Raw genomic sequence first — 18,401 nt, 5'->3', positions numbered from 1 at the left:
AGGCAGGCAGCGCAGCGGCAAAGGGAGAATCCGGGCAACCATGTACGTCGGCACCGTCCTGCAGCCCTCCTGTTTCGCCGCAACTGACTACACCGACGGGTTCGGGCGTTTCATCACGAGAACGCCATTGCGATGCACCGTATACGCGCCGCCGTCACTGCCCCGTTCCGCCCGGAACAGGACGATCGGCTCCCCTGCGATGTCGCGCAGTTCGACATCCGATTTGCCACGTGTCAGATAGAAGTCGAATATGGCGTCGTCGGATTGACGCACGGTGTGCAGAACGTCAGAGGTCACGCCGCTGGCGGGCGACCGCAGGTTGGCTTCCGGCTGCCGGCCATCCTGTGGTCGCGCGGCAAGCCAGCCTCCAACGAATCGCGTCAGATCGCTCACGCCCAGATCGCAGCCGAGGAAATACGCCTCCCCTTCGCCGTACGTGTTGCGGGTGATCGCGGCCGTGCCGTCAAGCTCCCATTCATCCGCTTCTTCGCCGGCATACGAGGCAAGCACCTGCACATGCGGTCCGGCGATGGTCACGTCGTTCTGCCACAGGCGGGTCACGGCACCGTCCATCGTGGACGAATCCCCGGTGGATGCCAGCCGAATCTCGCTCGGCTCGCCTTCCGCCTCGGTACCGAGAATGTTGAATTCCTCGCCACGAACGCCCAGCATCGAGCGCAGCAGTCCATCGCCCGCACCGGGGTATCCGCCGAGCCACGTGTGGAAGCGCTCGTCGAGCAGGCCGGTCGCGTAACCGACCACCACGCGGCCTCCGTCCTGCACGAAACCGGCCAGCCGTCGCGTATCGGCGTCGCTCAGCATCAGCACGGTCGGCAGGACGATGGTCTTGTATGAACTCCAGTCGTAGGCAAGCGGCACGATGTCGGCGCGGGCACCCGCGTTCAGGAACGCGCGGTACCAGTCACGCACGTCATGCCAATGGTTGAGTTTCATGCTCGGCAACGTCTCGGAGCGGGTGGCCCACTCCGATTCGGCGCTGAAAAGGATCGCCGTGTCTGCATGCGCCAATTCGCTTCCCTGGACACCGGCATCGGCGAGCGCTTGCAACGTCGCGCCCAGTTCGCATACCTGACGGAACAGTTTCGTGTCCTCGCCGGCGTGCGGAACCATGGCGGAATGGAACGCTTCGGCGCCGAATGCGGATGCGCGCCATTGGAAGAAGTTGATGGCGTCGGCGCCCATGGCCACGTGGGCCAGGGAGTCGCGCACCGTTTCCCCGTTGCGTTTGCGGGTGTTCAGAGGCTTCCACTGCACCGCCGAAGTGGAATGTTCCATGACGTACCATGGTTTGCCGAGCGCCAGCGAATCCACGAGCGCATCGGAACAGGCCAGCTCGTCGAGGTGGGATTCGCCTTCGTGGAAGTAGTGGTCGTTCGACACGAAATTCACTTCCTCCGCCCAAGCGGCGTAGTCCATGCAGCATTGGTCGGTGGAGACCATGAAGTTCGTGGTGAACGGCTTGTCGGGGCAGATTTCGGCGATCGCGTCACGTTCGGCTTTATAGAAGTCAAGCAGCATGTCGTTGCCGAACCGTTCAAAATCAAGCTTCTGTCCGGGGTTGACCATGGAATCGGCGCCCATGAACCGTGGGATGAGCACTTCGTCGAAACCGGTCATCTCCTGTCCCCAGAACGTGGTGCCCCACGCTTGGTTGAGCGCGCTGATGGTGCCGTACTTGCGGCGGCACCATGCGCGGAAGGCTTCGAGCGCATTGTCGGAGTAGTCGTCGCGATTGTTCCACCCGTATTCGTTGCCCATATGCCATGCCGTCACATATGGGTTGGTGCCGTAGCGTTCGGCGAGTTTGCGGCATAGGGTTAGCGCGTATTCCTTGAACACCGGGCTGGTCGGGCTCCAGGATTGGCGCGAACCGGCGTTGACCGGATGACCGTACTTGTCTCGCGGAAGAACCTCGGGATGGTTTTCGTAGAGCCACAGGGGCGCGGTCGCCGTCGCGGATGCCAGATCGACCGCGATGCCGGCCTGGCCGAGCTTGTCGATGACGCGATCGAGCCAGTCGAAATTCCAATGGTCTTCGGTGGGCTGGAGGCGATCCCAGCTGAAGATGGCAAGGGCCACGGTGTTGACGCGGGCCTGGCCCATCAGGCGGATGTCGTCATCCCAGACGTCCTCCGGCCATTGGTCGGGATTGTAGTCGCCGCCGAAAGCGATGCCGCGTCCGTCCGCGGTCAGCAGTTTTGGCCATGCGAAGTCACGTCGCGCACGCACGGTTACCTCCTTTGGCAGGTGGTGCAGGGCCACGGCCCATATCGGATACCAGCCGATATTAGCTGACGGACACTCCTGGCCGATAGTCGACACACCGCCGGTTCCGGCCTTGTTTACTTGCCGATCTTCCTAACCATACTCGATGGAGTCGGTCAGGGAAAGAATGACCGTTATCATGATGAACATACCGGAAACGTAGACATACCGGAAACATAGAAAAGCATCGGCGTGACTTTGATTCGACAAGCGAGCAACCAGTACCGTGGGCTCTGCATCGGGCCCAGCTATTGGCTGCTCGCTCGTCGACAGGTTGTGCACCGGTAATCGGTTAGTGCGAAAGGTGATGCTCACGCTTTATGAGCACAAGCACGCCGGCCAACAAGATCGTCATCATTGCGATAACGGCGACCGGGACCACATCGGCACCAGTGGAGGCCGTTGCCTCCGGGCCGGCATTCGTCTGCCCCTTGCCATGGCCATCGCCCTTCTGCCCTTGCTGGCTTCCGGATTGCCCGCCTTGGCTTCCAGTCTGGTTGTCGGCACCGGGTTTGGTGTCGGGCTGTTCCGGCTTGGGGAACGCGGCATTGTATGCGGCGGCGAGTCTGCCTGCCAGAGAGCCACTATCCGACGGATCGCCGAATTGCGCTTTCACATTATCCGGCAATGCGGCCAGAGCAGTATATAGTTTCCGTACTTCGCTCGCCGGCGTCTGACCGTTCAACGCACCGATACCGCGCACCAAGGAAATCACCGACTGCTGCGTGTCATAACCGGAGGAATGTTCGTAGCCGGCGAATCGTTTGGTGAAATCGAACGATCCGTCATAGGTGTTGCCGATACCGGTCAGGAAGTTGACATCGAAGAACGAACGCTCGGTCGTGGATAGCGATGCCGAGTATGGCGAATACGTACGCATGGTGATCTTGTTGTTCGCTTCATCCATGCCGACGTACTGGAAGAACGCATTGCCGCCGTTATACGCGAATTGATAGTCGGACAACAGCCCCAACACCGGATTGCCGGCGTCATTGGTCAGGGTCATTTGTCCGGATCCGTGATTGTGACCGGAGTACATCATGAATACCTGGTTGTACCGCTTCACGATGTTCCATATTTTTGAGCCGGCACCTTCATCGTCACCGGCTTCACCGTTGTATCCGGAATCATCATCGAGGGAGATTTCATTCGGACGTGAATCGGAGCACTTGAAGATATCGTGGCTCACCACTACAGTCGGGTTGTTCGGGTGCTCTTTGAGCACCTGCTCGAACCATCGCATATCGTCATTGCTTGCCGAGGACGAGTTGCTGACCACCGCGCCCATGTCGATGTTCATCACCAGATACTTGTAGGAGCCGTTGTCGACCAGATGGTATGAGGACAGGCCATCGGGCGAGTATGCAAAACCGTGTTCCTTTTGATACTTGCCGAAATCGGAGTCGGGTCCGAAGTGTTTCAGGTAATTGTCCGCCTTGCGCAAGCTGGGCACTCCATAGCCATGCCGGCCTCCATTGTAATCATGGTTGCCTGGCTGCTCCAGGAAGGGGACACCTATTTTCTGCATACGCCCGAACACCTTGGACGATGCCTGCCATTGCGCGTCACTGTCCCAGTTGTCCACCACGTCACCGAGGGACACGATGTTGGTCAAGTTGAGACTGGAGGCTTCCGAATCGAACTGGTTGATGGCTCGGTCCATCACCGTAGGCACCCAACGGATGGCATTCTGCGTGTCCGGCAAGAAAGCCATCGTATGTACGCTGGGGTTGTCCAGCACAAAACGATCGTTGGTACCATAATCCTTGAGATAATCGGTCGGGTTGGGCACGATCCAGTTGCCCCGTGCCAACGCACCGCGGGAGAATCTCACCTCCTGCAGGTTGCCGCGCAGGAACTTGTCAAAGTCGTCCTTGTTGTATTGGCTGGTGTCGAAAGTATCGTTGTAATACGACGAGCCGATACGGAAGCGACCATCGGTCGGATCGGCATACAGACCGTTGCCGTTCTTGTTGATATTGCGGAATGCTTTGGCACCGTTGGTGTATGTCACCACGTTCGTGCCATCGGATACGACGGCGATGTGATACCAAACGCCACCGTGATCCATAGTGACACCCCAGCTGGTGACGCCGTTGTTGGGATCATCGGTGTTCATGGTCGACTCATTGTCCTTGTTGGCGGCCTTGAACTGGGTTTCCTTGCAGTTGGAGACCGACAGGCTCATCGACCCCATCTCGTGTTCATCCATGTTGCTGTTTGTGGATTGCCTGGCCGCAAGCCCCATCCACGAATCGGTGCCGGCGTTGAAGTCATCGGGAAGGTAGTACACGAACTCCATGGTGTATCCGTTGGCAAATTGCTCTTTGTTGATGGGAGCGTCGCTTGCGGTGATGAAATCCGCGCCTTTGGGGTCTCGCTGCTCGGGATGATCCTTCTTATGCGCCAGATCGCTGTCGCCATTGAGTTTCAGGCTGCCACCACCGTCACCGTTCATCGAATTCGACGACCAGTTGACATAGTCGCTGAGCTTGTAATCGTCTTTCCCGTAGGTCTGCATATGCAGATCGTTGCCGTTGCCCGACATATCCTTGATGATCAGGTTGCCACCGTCGATGGAACCGGTGGAATGCGCCTGCTGAAATTTCCAATCGGCCACCACATCCAATGGGGCGCCTTCACGTTCAAACGCTGCGGCGGAGGCTACCGTACCCGGCGCTGTGAACACGGCAAGCGCTATGCACGCCACCGCTGGTTTGATGATATTGCGTATTCTCCCTATATGCATGACCAGGTTCTCCTTAGCACCTATTTCAACGACGATGCGAATGTGCCGTTGCAATGCACCTACGCATATGGCCTTTGTAAGGCTATCCGCCGCTTTTGGGAAACGAGGGCTGATTCAGGCACTGTTCATGGTGCGCGCATCAAATATCATTCGCCGTTCGGCTGATGTTCAACGTGCGATGAACCGTATGGACTTGTTACGGATTGTCCTTGTACCGGTCGAGTTGCCGTGTTGTGGACGTACCGTCTACTCCGGCTTCGGCGGCCTCCACGGTCTGCGCCTCATCGTCGACGATCTCGCCGGAAGCGAGCTTGGCTTCGAGCTCGTCAACGATATGCGCGTGCATCTTCTCGTCGATCTTGACCTTGAACGGGCACAAGGACCGGAGGGGGGATGCCGACAGGGAATAGAAGACTTGCGCCGCAGATGACGAATCCCATGGAGATATGCCTTGCCGATGAAGTGAGGAAGGCGCTGCGGGCGGAATGCTGTGGTGCCGCCCTGGTACTTGCTCTCACCATCTCGGACGCTTATGGGAAGATTGCTTTTCCGGAGGAAAAGGTAGGGAAAAGATACAAGGAATGGTATCGAAGATATTGCGGATACGGCTTCGGCTCGAGATAGACGGAGTCCTGAAACGCGCCGTCTCCGACGAATTCAAGACCCCGTCGGACGATTTCGTCAAACAACCACAAACGCCCCGGCGCTCATAACGAGCGACCGGGTACGTTTCATATCCCCTGCGTCATGCCACGATGTGGTCGTGTAATAGGTTCCTGTAGTCCTTAGGCTTCTGTTTTCTCTATGCTCGGTCGTCATAGGTCTGTTCCTCCGACGGTGCGGCTCTGCGAATGAAATCACCCATGCCGGGAACGGTGAATGCCAAGAGCCCACGTTCTGGCGCATATGCCAGCCCGGAATCGATGATGCCTTTTCTGACCCGTACGACATCCGTAGGCGTCCGTCCCAGTCGTTCCGCGATCTCCGCCGAGCTGCACACGCTTTTTTCGAGCGAGGCCATGGCCCGCATGTATTCCCGTTCCAGTGGGCGGGCCCGTTGCCAGCGTGATTCGTATAGGCCGCTGTCCAGTGATGCCTGCGCTATGGGTTCGCCCTTGATGACGGCGGACAATGGGATTGGCGATGATTCGGATTCATCGAAGGCTGCAGAACCATATGCTTGGATGAAATACGGATACCCCTTGGAGAGCTCTATGAGACGGTTCAGGGCATCGTCGTCGAATCGCACATTGATCTTGCTGATGGTCTTTTCGAAGCATTCCCTGGTCTCGTCTTCAGGGAGCCGTCCGATTCGCTTGTACTGGAACAGGCGTTCGGCGTAGGAGCGTGATTTGGTAAGAACGCCGGGAAGGTTGGGCAGTCCCGCCGCGATGACGTAGAAGGGCAGATCCTCCTGTCCCATGCTGTGCTGCAGTCCGATGATGGTGCCCATCAGGTCGCTGGACATCACTTGGAACTCGTCGATGAACAGGAACAGGCCCGATCCTTCCTTTTTGAGTTCGCGGCATAGTTCCTCGACCATCATTTCGAGTCGCAGCGAGTCGCTGGATATGCCTTTGTCCTCGTTGCCGAACCCGATTGACGTTTTGATTACCCCGAGTTCGAGGGAAACCTCGTTGACGTGTTTGAGGGAGTCGAGCATTTTCTGTCGGAGCGTTCCTCTTCTCTCGCGCAGTATTGCTTTGGAGATGCCGTCGAAGAGGAGTTCGTAGTCGTGGGTCTCGTTTCCCGTGGCTTCCATGCGGACGGTAATGAGTCCCTGGCTGGCGGCCATGTCTTTCATTCTCAGCAGGAGCACGGTCTTGCCGACGCCTCTCAGCCCGCTGTAGACCAGTCCGCGGTCGGAGTATCCCGCTTTTGTTCTGGCGATGATTCTGTCCATGATTTCGAGTTCCTGCTCGCGTCCTACGAGTTCCTTGGGTTGTCTTCCCGCTCCGGGCGCGAATGGATTGAGGGCGTGCATCGCTTCTTTGCGTCTGGCTGAATCCACGGTGTTCATGTGCGGTTCCTTTGGCCTTCCATAAGTTCTAGGTAAAAATATACACTTATATACACATATATACATGAATATGTGAGTTCAAGCGAACTGATGCTACGCCGGCTCGTCCCCGTCCCCGTCAAACTTGTGCTCATCCTCGTAGGCAACGATGCCCATATCGCCTCGATGGAGTTTCTTGAATGTTTCAGCCACTCGCGCCTGCTCATCATCGACAACAGGGCGCTCGCGGCTAAGCATGTCAGCGGACCGTCCAACGCAAGGCTCGAGGCCGTGAACAACAGGATCAAGACCACCATCAAGATCGGCTACGGCTACCGGAACCTCGACAACCTCATCGCCCTGGTCATGCTCAAATGCGGCGGACTCAACCTCCAACTCCCCGGACGCCAATAGACAGTAAGCAAGACAGATGATTCACACCCACACAAACACCCGAAGAGCCCCTTTAATCATGGGTGAGTATGCACGTCGGATCCGTAAGGCCGTTCCCAAGTGTTGGCCACGTGGTCCGCTTTGTGATTGTATGGGACCGACTCCAGCTATCGATTGTGCGACCCTCCTGATGATTTTATTTGCTTCGTTACTGCGTATTCTGCACTCCACATGTGCGAAACGTTGTAATTCCGCCAAAATTTTATTTGCCTGGTATTTGCTTGGGTGGGGTACACTGGATGGAAAAGAACTTGAGATAACGATTTGGCAGAGGGGCCGCGGAAAGGATAAGCATCATGCCGGAAGATTACGTTGAACTGGTGAAACAACTCATCGGTCACGTTTCAGAGACGCAGACGATTGAGTTCAAGGATTCCAATGCCCGATTCGAGATGATTGGCCGTGATATTGCGGCACTTGCTAATTCCGCAATTGTGGAGGGGCAAGATTATGCGTATATGGTATGGGGTGTTGAGGATTCGACGCATGCCATTATCGGGACATCATTCGATCCGCTGACGGCAAAAAGGGGCAATCAGGAACTAGAAATTTGGCTCCGTGTAAAACTCTCCAGCAATGCTGAGTTCCGATTCCTCTCAGTCGATGTAGATGGCAAACATGTCGTTGTGCTGCGTATTTGGCCGGCAGTCGGTTATCCGGTGTCGTTCGATAATGTCGAATATATTCGTTCAGGAACCTCGACCCAACCTCTGCAGAAAAATTCCCAACGTGAACAACGATTGTGGGATTTGACTCGATCAGGAGCATTTGAGGATCAGATAGCATCGCGCTGGCTAAGCCGCGATGAAGTGCTGCATAAAATCGATTGGGCTCGTTACTTTACTCAGACCGGTATTCCAGTACCGGAAGGTGGGTCGTCCATACTTCAGTATCTCGTTACAGATAACATCGTTAAGACGTTAGATAGCGGGCAATACGCTGTAACCAATCTCGGGGCGTTGTTGTTCGCAGCGAATATGGATGATTTCGAGACCGTCTCGCGTAAGGCCATTCGCATTATTCGCTACTCGGGCAAAGATCGGATTGCGGCGACTCGTTCCAAGATTTTCCTAGGTGGATATGCCTATATTGACGGTGTCATGGATTACATTCAGGCGTTATTGCCGGAGCAAGAAGTGATTGATAAGGGATTGCGTGTAACCATGAACGGTTATCCTGAATTGGCGATTCGTGAACTCGTGGGCAATATGCTCATTCATCAGGATCTTACGATACGAGGCGGTGGTCCTCTCGTGGAGGTTTTTGATGATCGTGTTGAATTTTCTAATCCAGGTGCATCACTGATTCAGGTGCCGAGGCTGGTTAATGATCCTCCTCAGTCACGCAATCCGCGACTGGCGAAATTGGCTCGTAGGCTGCATATATGTGAAGAAGCTGGGTCTGGCTGGGATAAGATTATTCGTTCCTGTGAACTGATGCAGTTGCCTGCGCCAGAGATTCAGGAGTCTCGCGGTGATGCGCCGAGTATGCGGGTCCGTTTAATGCAGCGGCGCCCATATCGGGATCTTACGGTTGATGAAAGATTGCAGGCATGCTACTGGCATGCTTGTCTGCAGTACGCCAATGGTAATGCGCTGACTAATGCGTCTTTGCGTGAGAGGTTCGGACTATCCACATCATCCAGCTCTCAAATCTCAAGGCTGATTGCTGACGCCATATCTGACAGGTTGATTCGCCCGGTGGATGCGGATGCCGCCAATAAGAAGATGCGGTATATACCGGCATGGGTACGAGAGTGAGCAATCGTTTATGCTGATTCGGTGATAGTGCTGCCGTAGCTCTAATGGACTTTCTTATTTGCTTCGTTACTGCGTATTCTGCACTCCACATGTGCGAAACGTTGGAATTCCGCCAAAATTTTATTTGCCTGGTATTTGCTTGGGCGGGTCGCAAAGCGCGGTTGCGACACGATTCTTAGCGGTGGTGCCTTATGGCATCGGGCTTTCCTTGCAAATCGAGGTAAGGGAACTGGCCCTTAACCCGGAATCTGAAAAAGTAAAAGGTCCCTGACTGAGTTCACCAGCCAGGGACCTTTCTGGTAACAACTGAGGTTGAGGAAACCTCGGCAGTTGGGTCCAACGGGGCGAAAGTCTGTGGCGCCGCCTAGAAGATTGCTCCGAAGTTGACGCGACCTTTCTGCTAGAAGACAGCATACCAGTATCCATCGAACCTTTCCCATACACTGGACAGACCAAACCAAGGAGCTGTTGACGTGGCACCTCAGCGGAACAGCCGGAATCTTTTACGGGTTCCGGCTGTTCGTCTTCAATCAGGGCACCATTTCAAGGCAGAAGAATCAGGCGGCCTTTTTGCGGCCGCGGCGCTTCATGGTGCCGGCGGTGGCGTTGGCCACGTCGAAGATCACGGTCTTGCTTTCGGGGTAGGCGGTACCGTTGACGGACTGGTAGGCGATTTCGCCTTCCGGTGCCTCGGGCAGAGTGAGGTATGCCTTCACTGCTTCAATGAGCGTGGCTTCCTTGACGCTTACCGAAGCGGCCTGCTTGCCTTCGGGCTTGCTGAACTTGATGGCGTTGCCGGCCTTGGCGGTGGTCGGGGTCACGGCGATCTGCCTGGTCTTGTCGTTGATCAGCACCTTGACGTACGCCGGGAATCCGAGCGCTTCAGCGGTGGCTTTGTTGAAACGAATGGCGGAATCGGTGACGGTCAGAACGGTCTTGCCCACCGGCTTGACCAGCTGAACCTCTTCGAATCCCTGAAGCAATGAAGCCATGATTGCTCTCCTTATTGCATTGGTCACGTGTCTTTTTACGTCGCTAATTGTAGCCAGCTAATTCCGTATTATACAAATCCATGCATGCATGATTGCATAACCCGGGTTCTAAATAGAAGTGCAACACCTTGTCTAGGGTTGGAAGTGTTCGAAGTTTCTAACTCAAGAAGGTGTCGCACTCATGGGTCAACAGTATTCGCACCTGTCGTCCGAGGAGAGGATCCTGATCGAGAAGCTGCATTGCGAACAGCATCCGGGCATCCGTCGGACCGCGGAGAGGATCGGCCGGGACAAGTCCACGGTGAGCCGCGAGCTGAGGCGCGGCCTGTGGTTCGCGTCCAACGAGAACGGGTCGTACCGGCCCTACCGGCCGAAACGGCTGAAGACCGGGCCGTGGACCTCGGGTCCGTTCTATTCGGCGCTGGCCGCGCAGAGGAAGGCCGACCGGCGTCGGCGCGAGTCCAGGAAACCGCGTCGCATGGATTCGGGCCCGTTGCGCGCCTGGGTGCTTGACGCGCTGCGCAGGGGGTGGAGCCCGGAACTGATCGAGGGACGGTTGAAGGCCCAGTACGCCGGCGACCCGTCGATGCGGATCAGCCACGAGTGCCTTTACCAGTGGATCTACGCCAAGCCGCAGCGGGCGCTGGACCTGCGCCAGTATCTGGCGCGCGGCAGGAAACGCCGGACGAGGAGAAAGGGTAGGAAGGCGAAGGGGCCGCGCATCCCGATGCGCGTGCCCATCGCGGACCGGCCCGAGGCGGTCGGATCCAGGAAGGGGTTCGGCCATTTCGAGTCGGACACGGTGGTCGGCGCCGCGCCGTCGAGGCGCTGCGTGAACACGCAGGTGGAGCGCAGGAGCCGCAGGCTGTTCGCCCGGCTCGTCGACGACAAGAGCGCGTCCGCCACGGCCAGGGCCGAATACGAGATCTTCAAGGACATGCCGCCGGCCGCGCGCGTCGACCGCACGTGGGACAGCGGCACGGAGGCGTCCCTGCACATGCTGGTGGACGAGGCGCTGGGCATGCTCACGTACTTCGCCGACCCGTACGGTTCCTGGCAGCGTGGCAGCAACGAGAACAGGAACGGCAGGATCCGCCGCTACCTGCCCAAGGGAACCAGTTTCGAGGACTTGGCCCAGGAGGACCTCGACGCGATCGTCGGGGAGATCAACGACACCCCGATGAAGCTCCTCGGCTACAAAACGCCCAACGAGGTATGGGACGAGGAGATGGCCAAGCTATAATCAAAACAAGCCGACCCGAAACCAGCCGTTGCACTTACAAGTTGAATCCGGGTAATTACCGTAGCGATAACATGGAAAAACCGGGAATCATCGACTCCCGGTTCAGTGGTATTCGCGAACTATGCTTCAGCGTCTACCGTCTATTATGTCAGTCACGTCAGCGACGAGTGGTGCTCTTGCGGACGGCGAACAGGGCGATGCCCGCGGCGGCAAGCAACGCAATGTCCACACCGCGGCGATAGCGGCCAGCACGGCCATAATCTTCTTCTTCATAACTTCGAACCTCCACAATAGAACCGGTTAAAAAAAGTTCCCTCTGACGAGGACGTCAGCCACAGGCTCTGAGGGAGAGACAAAAGAAGGGCGTCAGCAAAAAGCTGACGCCCTCTCAACATTTCAACATTCTCAAAGAAAACTCAGTACGATCCAGTCCCCTTAAACACTGCCACCACAGTCTTCAACAGAATCACGATGTCTCCCGTAATAGACCAATCCTGAATATACGACACATCCGCATACTCCGACTGTTCCTGAGTCAAATCGCTGCGTCCGGAAATCTGCCACGGTCCAGTAATACCAGGCTTAACCAGCAGTCGCGTGGAATACAGCATGTCATATCGCGCGACTTCTTCAGGCAGCGGCGGGCGAGGCCCAACTAAGCTCATATCGCCCTTGAACACGTTAAAGAACTGCGGGAACTCATCCAGCGATGTCTTACGAATAAAGTGACCGATCTTAGTCACGCGTGGATCGTCCTTGAGCTTGAAGATAAAACGATCCTCAATGCCGCGTTCCTTAGCCAGTTTCGCCTTGATCTCGTCGGCATCAGTGCGCATGGAACGGAACTTGTACATGGTAAACGGCTTGCCGTAAATGCCGATGCGCGTCTGCGAATAGAACACAGGGCCGCCGTCTTCCCGCTTGACCTTGTATGCCACCCATAGCATGATGGGCGAGCTCAAGATAATGGCGATACCGGAAAGCACGATATCGCACACACGCTTGAGGATGCGGGTAACGGTTGAGTACTGCGTCAGTCGTGCAGTGACTACTGGCATCGTCGGATCGTTGCGGAAATGCAGGTCAGCGCCGCTCAAATCAGCCACAGAGGTAGCGAGGGCCAATTCAATGCCCATGGATTCCACGGCCAGGGACAATGTACGCATGGTCTCAGAATCACGGGTAAGTACATCAGCTACCAATACGGTACGTGCCTTCATACGCTTCGCGGTTTGCGGCAAATGCGAGTTGAGTGGCAACACCTTCAGTCGTGCCTCAGCATCGTTGGCAGGAGTGAAGGGCACCGACACCAAATGCTGCGCCGAATCCGGGTCATCCTCGTTCTTGACTGAAGCCACTGGGCACACCGCAATTGGCGCGTAGCCGAGGCCACGGCACTGGCGCAATTGTTCGACCGTCCGGTGGATACCTTCCGGAGACCCAATAACCACAGTCGGGTAGTTGAATTCGCCATTCATGCGGTTGCGGTGCAGCGCACGGCGCATAATCCAACGCTCGATAATAACCAACACCAGTGAAACCAGCGGAATGAACACATTCAACGACCGGGGAAGATTGAGGTGGAACAGGTACCCCAACGTGCACAGCATAATGAAATCGATGAACGCAGCGTTCAACAGCTTGGCGTACAGGGCATAGCCCTCACCCATGGTGTGCCGTTCATAGGAGCGTGCGGAATACAGACTGATGAGCCACGATACGCAGGTCAACAGCAGGAAGCTAAAAACGCCGTATTCGCCGGGACCAATGCTCTGCACATAGGTATAAGCGAAAGGTCGGAGCAGGAACACGATGTACGTGGCCACAATGGTCATCAGCAGATCAAGCACGACCAAGGTCGTGTTATAGAGATATCGCCACTTCGGCACAGAATGGCCCATCAATGGACGTATGTTCGTGGTGTCGTTATGTGTGGAGCTGCCGTCCGGTGTAGAGGAGAAGTAGGTGCCGTCAAAGAATGTCGGCGCAATGTCACATTCGGCAACGGGGGAGAACGAAGCCGAGGACCGGCTCCCGCTCACCCGTACTTTGGGCATTGCCATGGTCGCGGTGCTTGTTGCCTGCGACTCTGCTGCTGTGCCTCTGTCCTTCGACATGATACTGAATTCTTCCTCCATCGTTCCCCAAAAATCGCAAGGAACATTCATTCCTTTTTCTTACTCTCGCCCACCCTAGCACGAATGCCACCCCCCCCCCCTATAGCAAAATCCGCCCAAAAAGCGAATCCCTTGTAACATTCATGTGAAGATGAAGTGGTGGTGGGCGGACGAGGATTGGCCGCAGTCCGGTGTATCGGACTAGAATGGTGCGCTAGTGGTTTGTACGCAGGCCCGCAAGGTAGCGTTGTAAGTATGAAGAAGGACTGAGCCCATGCACATTATGTTCGTCTGCACCGGCAATATCTGTCGTTCTCCCATGGGCGAGCTGCTACTCACCCGCTACCTTTCCGGTACCACAGTGCAGGTTTCCAGCGCGGGCACGCATGGCTTGCCCATGCACCAGATTGACCCCAACAGCGCCCTGCTCATGGAGAGCGTGGGCATCGAACCGAGTGGGTTCCGCTCTCGACGCCTGACACAGCCGATGGCCAAGTCAGCTGATCTGATCCTGTGCTTTGAAAAGGATCAGCGCAAAGACATCGTCACGTTGGCTCCCACTGCTGTGAGATACACGTTCCTATTGGGTGACTTCGCAAACATGTGCGAGTACTGCGCACGCAACGGGCTGGTCAAGGGCTTGACCATTCAGGAACGCTTGCAGTCAGTGATTGACTCTGCTTCCATTATTCGGCCCATGCTTCCCGAACCCGAGGATATTGAAGATCCGCACGGCAAGGAATACGCAAAATTCCGCGCTGCCGCCGAGCAGACAAACAAGGCGCTGCGCACCATCCTGACCAGCATGCGCAAGCACTACCGCGTTGAGGAAGCTCCGGTGCGCCCTCAAATCACGCGGCAGTATGCTTACAACGGTCTGACATCAAGCTGACGTAAGACGTAAGTATTCACGTCATTCTCACGCCGGTTTCATCTCCCGATATGATTTGTCCGTTACAGTGGCATGCTGTTGGGTGATGACAGTGGGAGTAATGAATGACTGATTCTAATATTGCCGGCATCGCCGAGGCGGATTTCGGGAAAGCCGGCGTCTCGTTTGATAATGATCGACCGATATTGGTCGATTCCTCAGATTTTTTGTTCTATGCGGCGCTCGCCATGCTGCCGATTGACGGCACAGTAGCAGGCCCATACATGCCGTTTTGGACGCCGCTTTCTCCGTGGTTGTTTATGGCATATGCGGTAGCGAACTGGCGTTTGCTGCCGCAGGTTTGGCACCGTTTCCGCGCATTCTTCCTGTTTCCGGTGCTGTTAATCGCGCTGTCTGCAGTGGATTGGTGGCTGGTAGCATTCCATCGGCTTCCGGCGCTGGTGTCGCTGGCCGGCGTGGCTGGGGCTCTCGCCTGCCTGTGTGCGTTGGACATGGCATTACGTATCAAGCGCTTGTCTTGGCGGCGCATGTTGGATCTGCTGATTCTCGTATATTGGTTCGCCTTCGCAGTCGGCGTGGTGCAGCGGTTGTCAATCATGTTTGATTGGACTTCCGTAAAGAACTTCTTCATTCATCTGATGAGCCGCCAGTACATCAGCAGCACTTCGCATTGGGGCGGTGGCCGCCCGCAGTTTCTGTTCGCAGAACCGAGCTATATAGGTATGCACCTGTTCGGTGTGCTGCTGCCGCTGATCTGGCTGGTGCGTGGTCGTGACCACAAGCGTGCAAACCAACTGCGCGTCCTTATCATGGTATTCGCTGCAGGCTCGGTGATCATGGGTGCAGGCGTGCGCATCATTCTTGACTCGATTATCGCGTTGGTGTTTGTGATTATCGAGATGAACGGTTGGCACACGTGGCGCGGCCGGCTTGTGGCGTTCGGGGAACTGGTGGTCACGGTCGGTCTCGGCGCATGCAGCGTGGCAGTGAACCATCGGTTGAGCTCCATAGCCGAGCTTGGCTTTGACGGTGACGGTTCGTTCTATGCCCGTTTATGGCAGTCACTGGGACCAGGTGCGGGTGCGTTGAAGCATCCAAAGCAGTTGTTGCTCGGCTATGGCGCAGGCAATCTATCCGATGCCACCCATCAGGGTGCCGATGCCGCAGTGCGGTCTCTGGAACGTCTGGGCCTGAACGCTTCGGCACCGAAGGGCTGGTACGCACAAGTGACACCAGCAAACATGTTCACGATGAGCGCCTACACCAGCTTTTTCGTGGAGTTCGGCCTGATTGCTTCTGTAATTCTCGTGGTACTAGTGCTGTGGTGGATTAGCCATAACCATGCCTGGAACAAGACCACTGTCTGCTGGCTGCTGTTGACCATATACCTGTATGTGCAGTTCGAAGGATATGCCTTTTATGCCCTTCCACTACTCCTATGGGCAGTGGCTGCCGTGCCAAGGCTTAAATCAAAATGAGAATTCTGATGACTCATATATTTGGAGTATTCCGATCATGGTGATTGTGCATTGGCTTATTTCGGCGGTTTACTCGAAGTTATTCTTGCTCGTGTGAAGAATAGCCTCATTAAGCCCAATATGGCAGATACCTGACATATCGCTTACCGGCATCGGGATCTGCTATTTTCAATAGATTACTACTGATGCAGGTTTTAATAAGTTTGGATACTTGGGAGGCTCCACTCGCCGGCAAATCAAATCTTTTGCGAAGGCTGGCGTTAGTCATCGGCAAATAGCTGCCATTTTCTCGTTGCGCGAATGCGGAAGATCATTAAGCAATCTGGCGACATCTACAAGAGAACTTCCTGGATTAGTAAATTCGATACGGCCATCGAAAATACAGATCATAGGTCCGGTACCGGTAATAGAAAAATCTTGGTGAATAAGCATATTTGCCATCAATTCACGAAGTGCCATATGTGGGAACATCCTCAGGGTGACACGTCGTACACCTTGAATGACTTCCTGCTCAGGCAACAGTGCTTCGACATATTCCAACGCTTGATCCAACTTGGCATACCCTGAGAAAAAGTTTTGCTGCGAGATGGGGAGATTGGTGATGGACCATCGTAACGAATAACGCGCAATGCTTTACGCGCCACGGTTGGGAAATCATTGAAATCGCGAGCGAATAGGAGAGCATCAAGATTGGTGATGGCGTAGTTCCCCGCATCTTGGGCGATGATAAGCTGTTCGCTGGCAAGTAAATGGAGCGTCTGTTGAGTTGATGCCGTCTGGGGTATGTCGAATTCTTGGCGGTACCAATCCACGTCCAGCTTGGTTTTGCTTTTAGATGCAAAAGAGAATCAAAAGAGAAGCAAATGGCAGGCAAAAGAGAATTCGTGTATGCCGCCATGTTCTAAGCAACTCAGAGGGCAAGTCCACAGTCGGTGCAAATAAACAAGGATGCACGATGTTGTTCCGCGTTGCCGCCCGTGTTGTGACGGATTGGTGAAAAACGCGTATTGGGTGAGCTGCTCAGCAATGAGCAACGCTGTCTGTTGCCAATCTGAGCACGAGGCCCAAGATGCGTTCAATTGGTGCCGTTACCAGTCGTGTAAGGCGTCGGATCAGAGTGGCTGAAAGGGTGTTTCTTAATGAGAGACACCACTTTTGCTAGGTATGGGGGGTATCGTTTACTATCCTTTTCGTAAGTTTTAGTCGCTCCGCAGATGCGAGTTGCAGAGGGCGCGAGATTCAGCGTGGTGGTGTTTGTCGCTGGTCACGTTCCCGTTGCGATTCCGCCGGTGAAGTCGATGAGGATGGGAGAAAAGAAAGCCTGGTATCCTGCGTCTTTAATTCGTTTACTGATTCTGGTATGGCTGGCGTATGGCGAGGACGGGGCGGCCCAGGGTCGGGTTGACATTGAGCGACGGGGAACGCGGCCAGTTGGAGCGTTGGGCCAGGTGCCGCAGGTCGTCGCAGGCTTTGGCGTTGCGTTGCCGGATCGTGCTGGCGTGTGCGGAGGGACTGTCGAACAAGGAGGTCGCCGAACGGGTCGGCGTGAGCCTGCCGACGGTGGGCAAGTGGCGGGGCCGGTTCCTCGAGTCGAGGCTGGACGGCCTGCCGGACGAGCCGAGGCCGGGCAGACCGGCGACGATCACCGACCGGATGGTCGAGGACCTGCTGGCGGCGACGCTGGAGGAGACGCCGAGGGACGCGACGCACTGGATCCGGCGGCTGATGGCCGAGCGCATCGGGATCAGCAGGTCGAGCGCGGGCCGCATCTGGCGCGCGTTCAACCTCAAGCCCCATCCGGAGGACGGGTTCAAGCCGTCGAACGACCCGCTGTTCGCGGACAGGGTGCATGACGTGGTCAGACTGCACCTGGACCCGCCCGAGAGCGCGGTCATGCTGTGCGTGGACGAGAAGAGCCGGATCCAGGCGCTCGGGCGGGCCCGGCCGGCCTTGCCGATGATGCCGGGAATGCCCGAGCGGCGCACCCATGACTACGTGCGGCACGGCACCACGAGCCCATTCGCCGCGATGAATGTTGCCGACGGGACCGTGATCGGCGTCACGCACCGCCGGCACCGGGCCGCCGAGTTCGTCTCGTTCCTCGGGAAGATCGACGCCGAGGTGCCCGACGGGCTCGACGTGCACGTGGTGTGCGACAACTACGGGACCCACAAGACGCCGAGCGTGAACGCATGGCTGAAACGCCACCCGCGCTTCCACATGCACTTCACGCCGACCTATTCGAGCTGGCTGAACCAGGTCGGGCGCCTGTTCGAGGAGATCACCCGCCGGATGCTCCAACGCAGCGACCACCGCAGCGTCCAGGCATTGGAGAGGGACGTGCTCGAGTGGGCCAGGGCATGGAACGAGAACCCCGGCCGTTCAAGTGGACCAAGACCGCCGACCAGATCCTCTCCTCCCTCGCCTGATTC

Annotated in this window: 14 protein-coding genes and 1 pseudogene; 7 read left to right on the top strand and 8 right to left on the bottom strand. The window is 56.3% G+C overall.

Annotated elements, in window-relative coordinates:
• Positions 1–87 precede the first annotated feature (87 nt).
• Positions 88–2,250 (bottom strand): beta-galactosidase, encoded by a 2,163-nt coding sequence (locus MMB48_RS09375; protein ID WP_032745402.1) that lies wholly within the window; start codon positions 2,248–2,250, stop codon positions 88–90.
• 328 nt (positions 2,251–2,578) lie between these two features.
• The gene (locus MMB48_RS09370) at positions 2,579–4,915 is read right to left on the bottom strand and encodes a LamG-like jellyroll fold domain-containing protein (RefSeq protein ID WP_234896721.1); all 2,337 of its coding nucleotides are present in this window, start codon (positions 4,913–4,915) and stop codon (positions 2,579–2,581) included.
• Here MMB48_RS09370 and MMB48_RS09365 point away from each other — a divergent pair.
• A complete protein-coding gene (locus tag MMB48_RS09365; RefSeq protein ID WP_227484987.1) occupies positions 4,877–5,200 on the top strand; it encodes a hypothetical protein in 324 nt (107 codons plus the stop codon). The two genes, MMB48_RS09370 and MMB48_RS09365, sit on opposite strands and share 39 nt — an antisense overlap.
• A gap of 31 nt (positions 5,201–5,231) precedes the next feature.
• On the opposite strand, the gene MMB48_RS09360 is transcribed toward MMB48_RS09365, so the two are convergent.
• The gene (locus tag MMB48_RS09360; protein ID WP_032745399.1) at positions 5,232–5,414 is read right to left on the bottom strand and encodes a hypothetical protein; all 183 of its coding nucleotides are present in this window, start codon (positions 5,412–5,414) and stop codon (positions 5,232–5,234) included.
• Positions 5,415–5,837: 423 nt separating this feature from the next.
• Positions 5,838–7,055 carry an ATP-binding protein gene (locus tag MMB48_RS09355; RefSeq protein ID WP_032745398.1) on the bottom strand — a complete coding sequence of 406 codons (1,218 nt, stop codon included), beginning with the start codon at positions 7,053–7,055 and terminating at the stop codon, positions 5,838–5,840.
• Between the two features lie 72 nt (positions 7,056–7,127).
• Between MMB48_RS09355 and MMB48_RS09350 the strand changes: the two genes are divergently transcribed.
• Both MMB48_RS09350 and MMB48_RS09345 read left to right on the top strand, forming a co-directional pair.
• The gene (locus MMB48_RS09350; protein WP_136527165.1) at positions 7,128–7,448 is read left to right on the top strand and encodes a transposase; all 321 of its coding nucleotides are present in this window, start codon (positions 7,128–7,130) and stop codon (positions 7,446–7,448) included.
• Between the two features lie 335 nt (positions 7,449–7,783).
• Positions 7,784–9,247 carry an ATP-binding protein gene (locus MMB48_RS09345; protein ID WP_032745396.1) on the top strand — a complete coding sequence of 488 codons (1,464 nt, stop codon included), beginning with the start codon at positions 7,784–7,786 and terminating at the stop codon, positions 9,245–9,247.
• 557 nt (positions 9,248–9,804) lie between these two features.
• Here the strand turns inward: MMB48_RS09345 and MMB48_RS09340 are convergent.
• Positions 9,805–10,239: a hypothetical protein gene (locus MMB48_RS09340; RefSeq protein ID WP_012577072.1), complete on the bottom strand. Its 435-nt coding sequence runs from the start codon at positions 10,237–10,239 to the stop codon at positions 9,805–9,807.
• 181 nt (positions 10,240–10,420) lie between these two features.
• Between MMB48_RS09340 and MMB48_RS09335 the strand changes: the two genes are divergently transcribed.
• Positions 10,421–11,482, top strand: coding sequence for an IS30 family transposase (locus tag MMB48_RS09335; RefSeq protein WP_176338723.1), 1,062 nt, complete (start codon positions 10,421–10,423; stop codon positions 11,480–11,482).
• 416 nt (positions 11,483–11,898) lie between these two features.
• On the opposite strand, the gene MMB48_RS09330 is transcribed toward MMB48_RS09335, so the two are convergent.
• Positions 11,899–13,620, bottom strand: a complete 1,722-nt coding sequence (locus MMB48_RS09330) for a sugar transferase (protein ID WP_032744874.1) — start codon at positions 13,618–13,620, stop codon at positions 11,899–11,901.
• Positions 13,621–13,873: 253 nt separating this feature from the next.
• On the opposite strand from MMB48_RS09330, the gene MMB48_RS09325 reads away from it, so the two are divergent.
• Together MMB48_RS09325 and MMB48_RS09320 are read left to right on the top strand one after the other, a co-directional pair.
• A complete protein-coding gene (locus MMB48_RS09325) occupies positions 13,874–14,491 on the top strand; it encodes a protein-tyrosine-phosphatase (RefSeq protein WP_032744873.1) in 618 nt (205 codons plus the stop codon).
• A 104-nt stretch (positions 14,492–14,595) separates the two neighbouring features.
• Positions 14,596–15,969, top strand: coding sequence for a hypothetical protein (locus MMB48_RS09320; RefSeq protein WP_032744872.1), 1,374 nt, complete (start codon positions 14,596–14,598; stop codon positions 15,967–15,969).
• A gap of 264 nt (positions 15,970–16,233) precedes the next feature.
• Here the strand turns inward: MMB48_RS09320 and MMB48_RS09315 are convergent, their stop codons facing one another.
• Positions 16,234–16,428 (bottom strand): ATP-binding protein, encoded by a 195-nt coding sequence (locus tag MMB48_RS09315; protein WP_136527154.1) that lies wholly within the window; start codon positions 16,426–16,428, stop codon positions 16,234–16,236.
• A gap of 14 nt (positions 16,429–16,442) precedes the next feature.
• Positions 16,443–16,781 (bottom strand): hypothetical protein, encoded by a 339-nt coding sequence (locus MMB48_RS09310; RefSeq protein ID WP_136527153.1) that lies wholly within the window; start codon positions 16,779–16,781, stop codon positions 16,443–16,445.
• A 559-nt stretch (positions 16,782–17,340) separates the two neighbouring features.
• Between MMB48_RS09310 and MMB48_RS09305 the strand changes: the two are divergent.
• A pseudogene (locus tag MMB48_RS09305) lies at positions 17,341–18,398 on the top strand (IS630 family transposase).
• Positions 18,399–18,401 lie beyond the last annotated feature (3 nt).

The organism is Bifidobacterium sp. FKU, assembly GCF_026016385.1.
Taxonomy (GTDB): domain Bacteria; phylum Actinomycetota; class Actinomycetes; order Actinomycetales; family Bifidobacteriaceae; genus Bifidobacterium; species Bifidobacterium infantis.
Note: the sequence above shows the minus strand (reverse complement) of the source record. Positions and strands in the feature narration are given on the sequence as shown.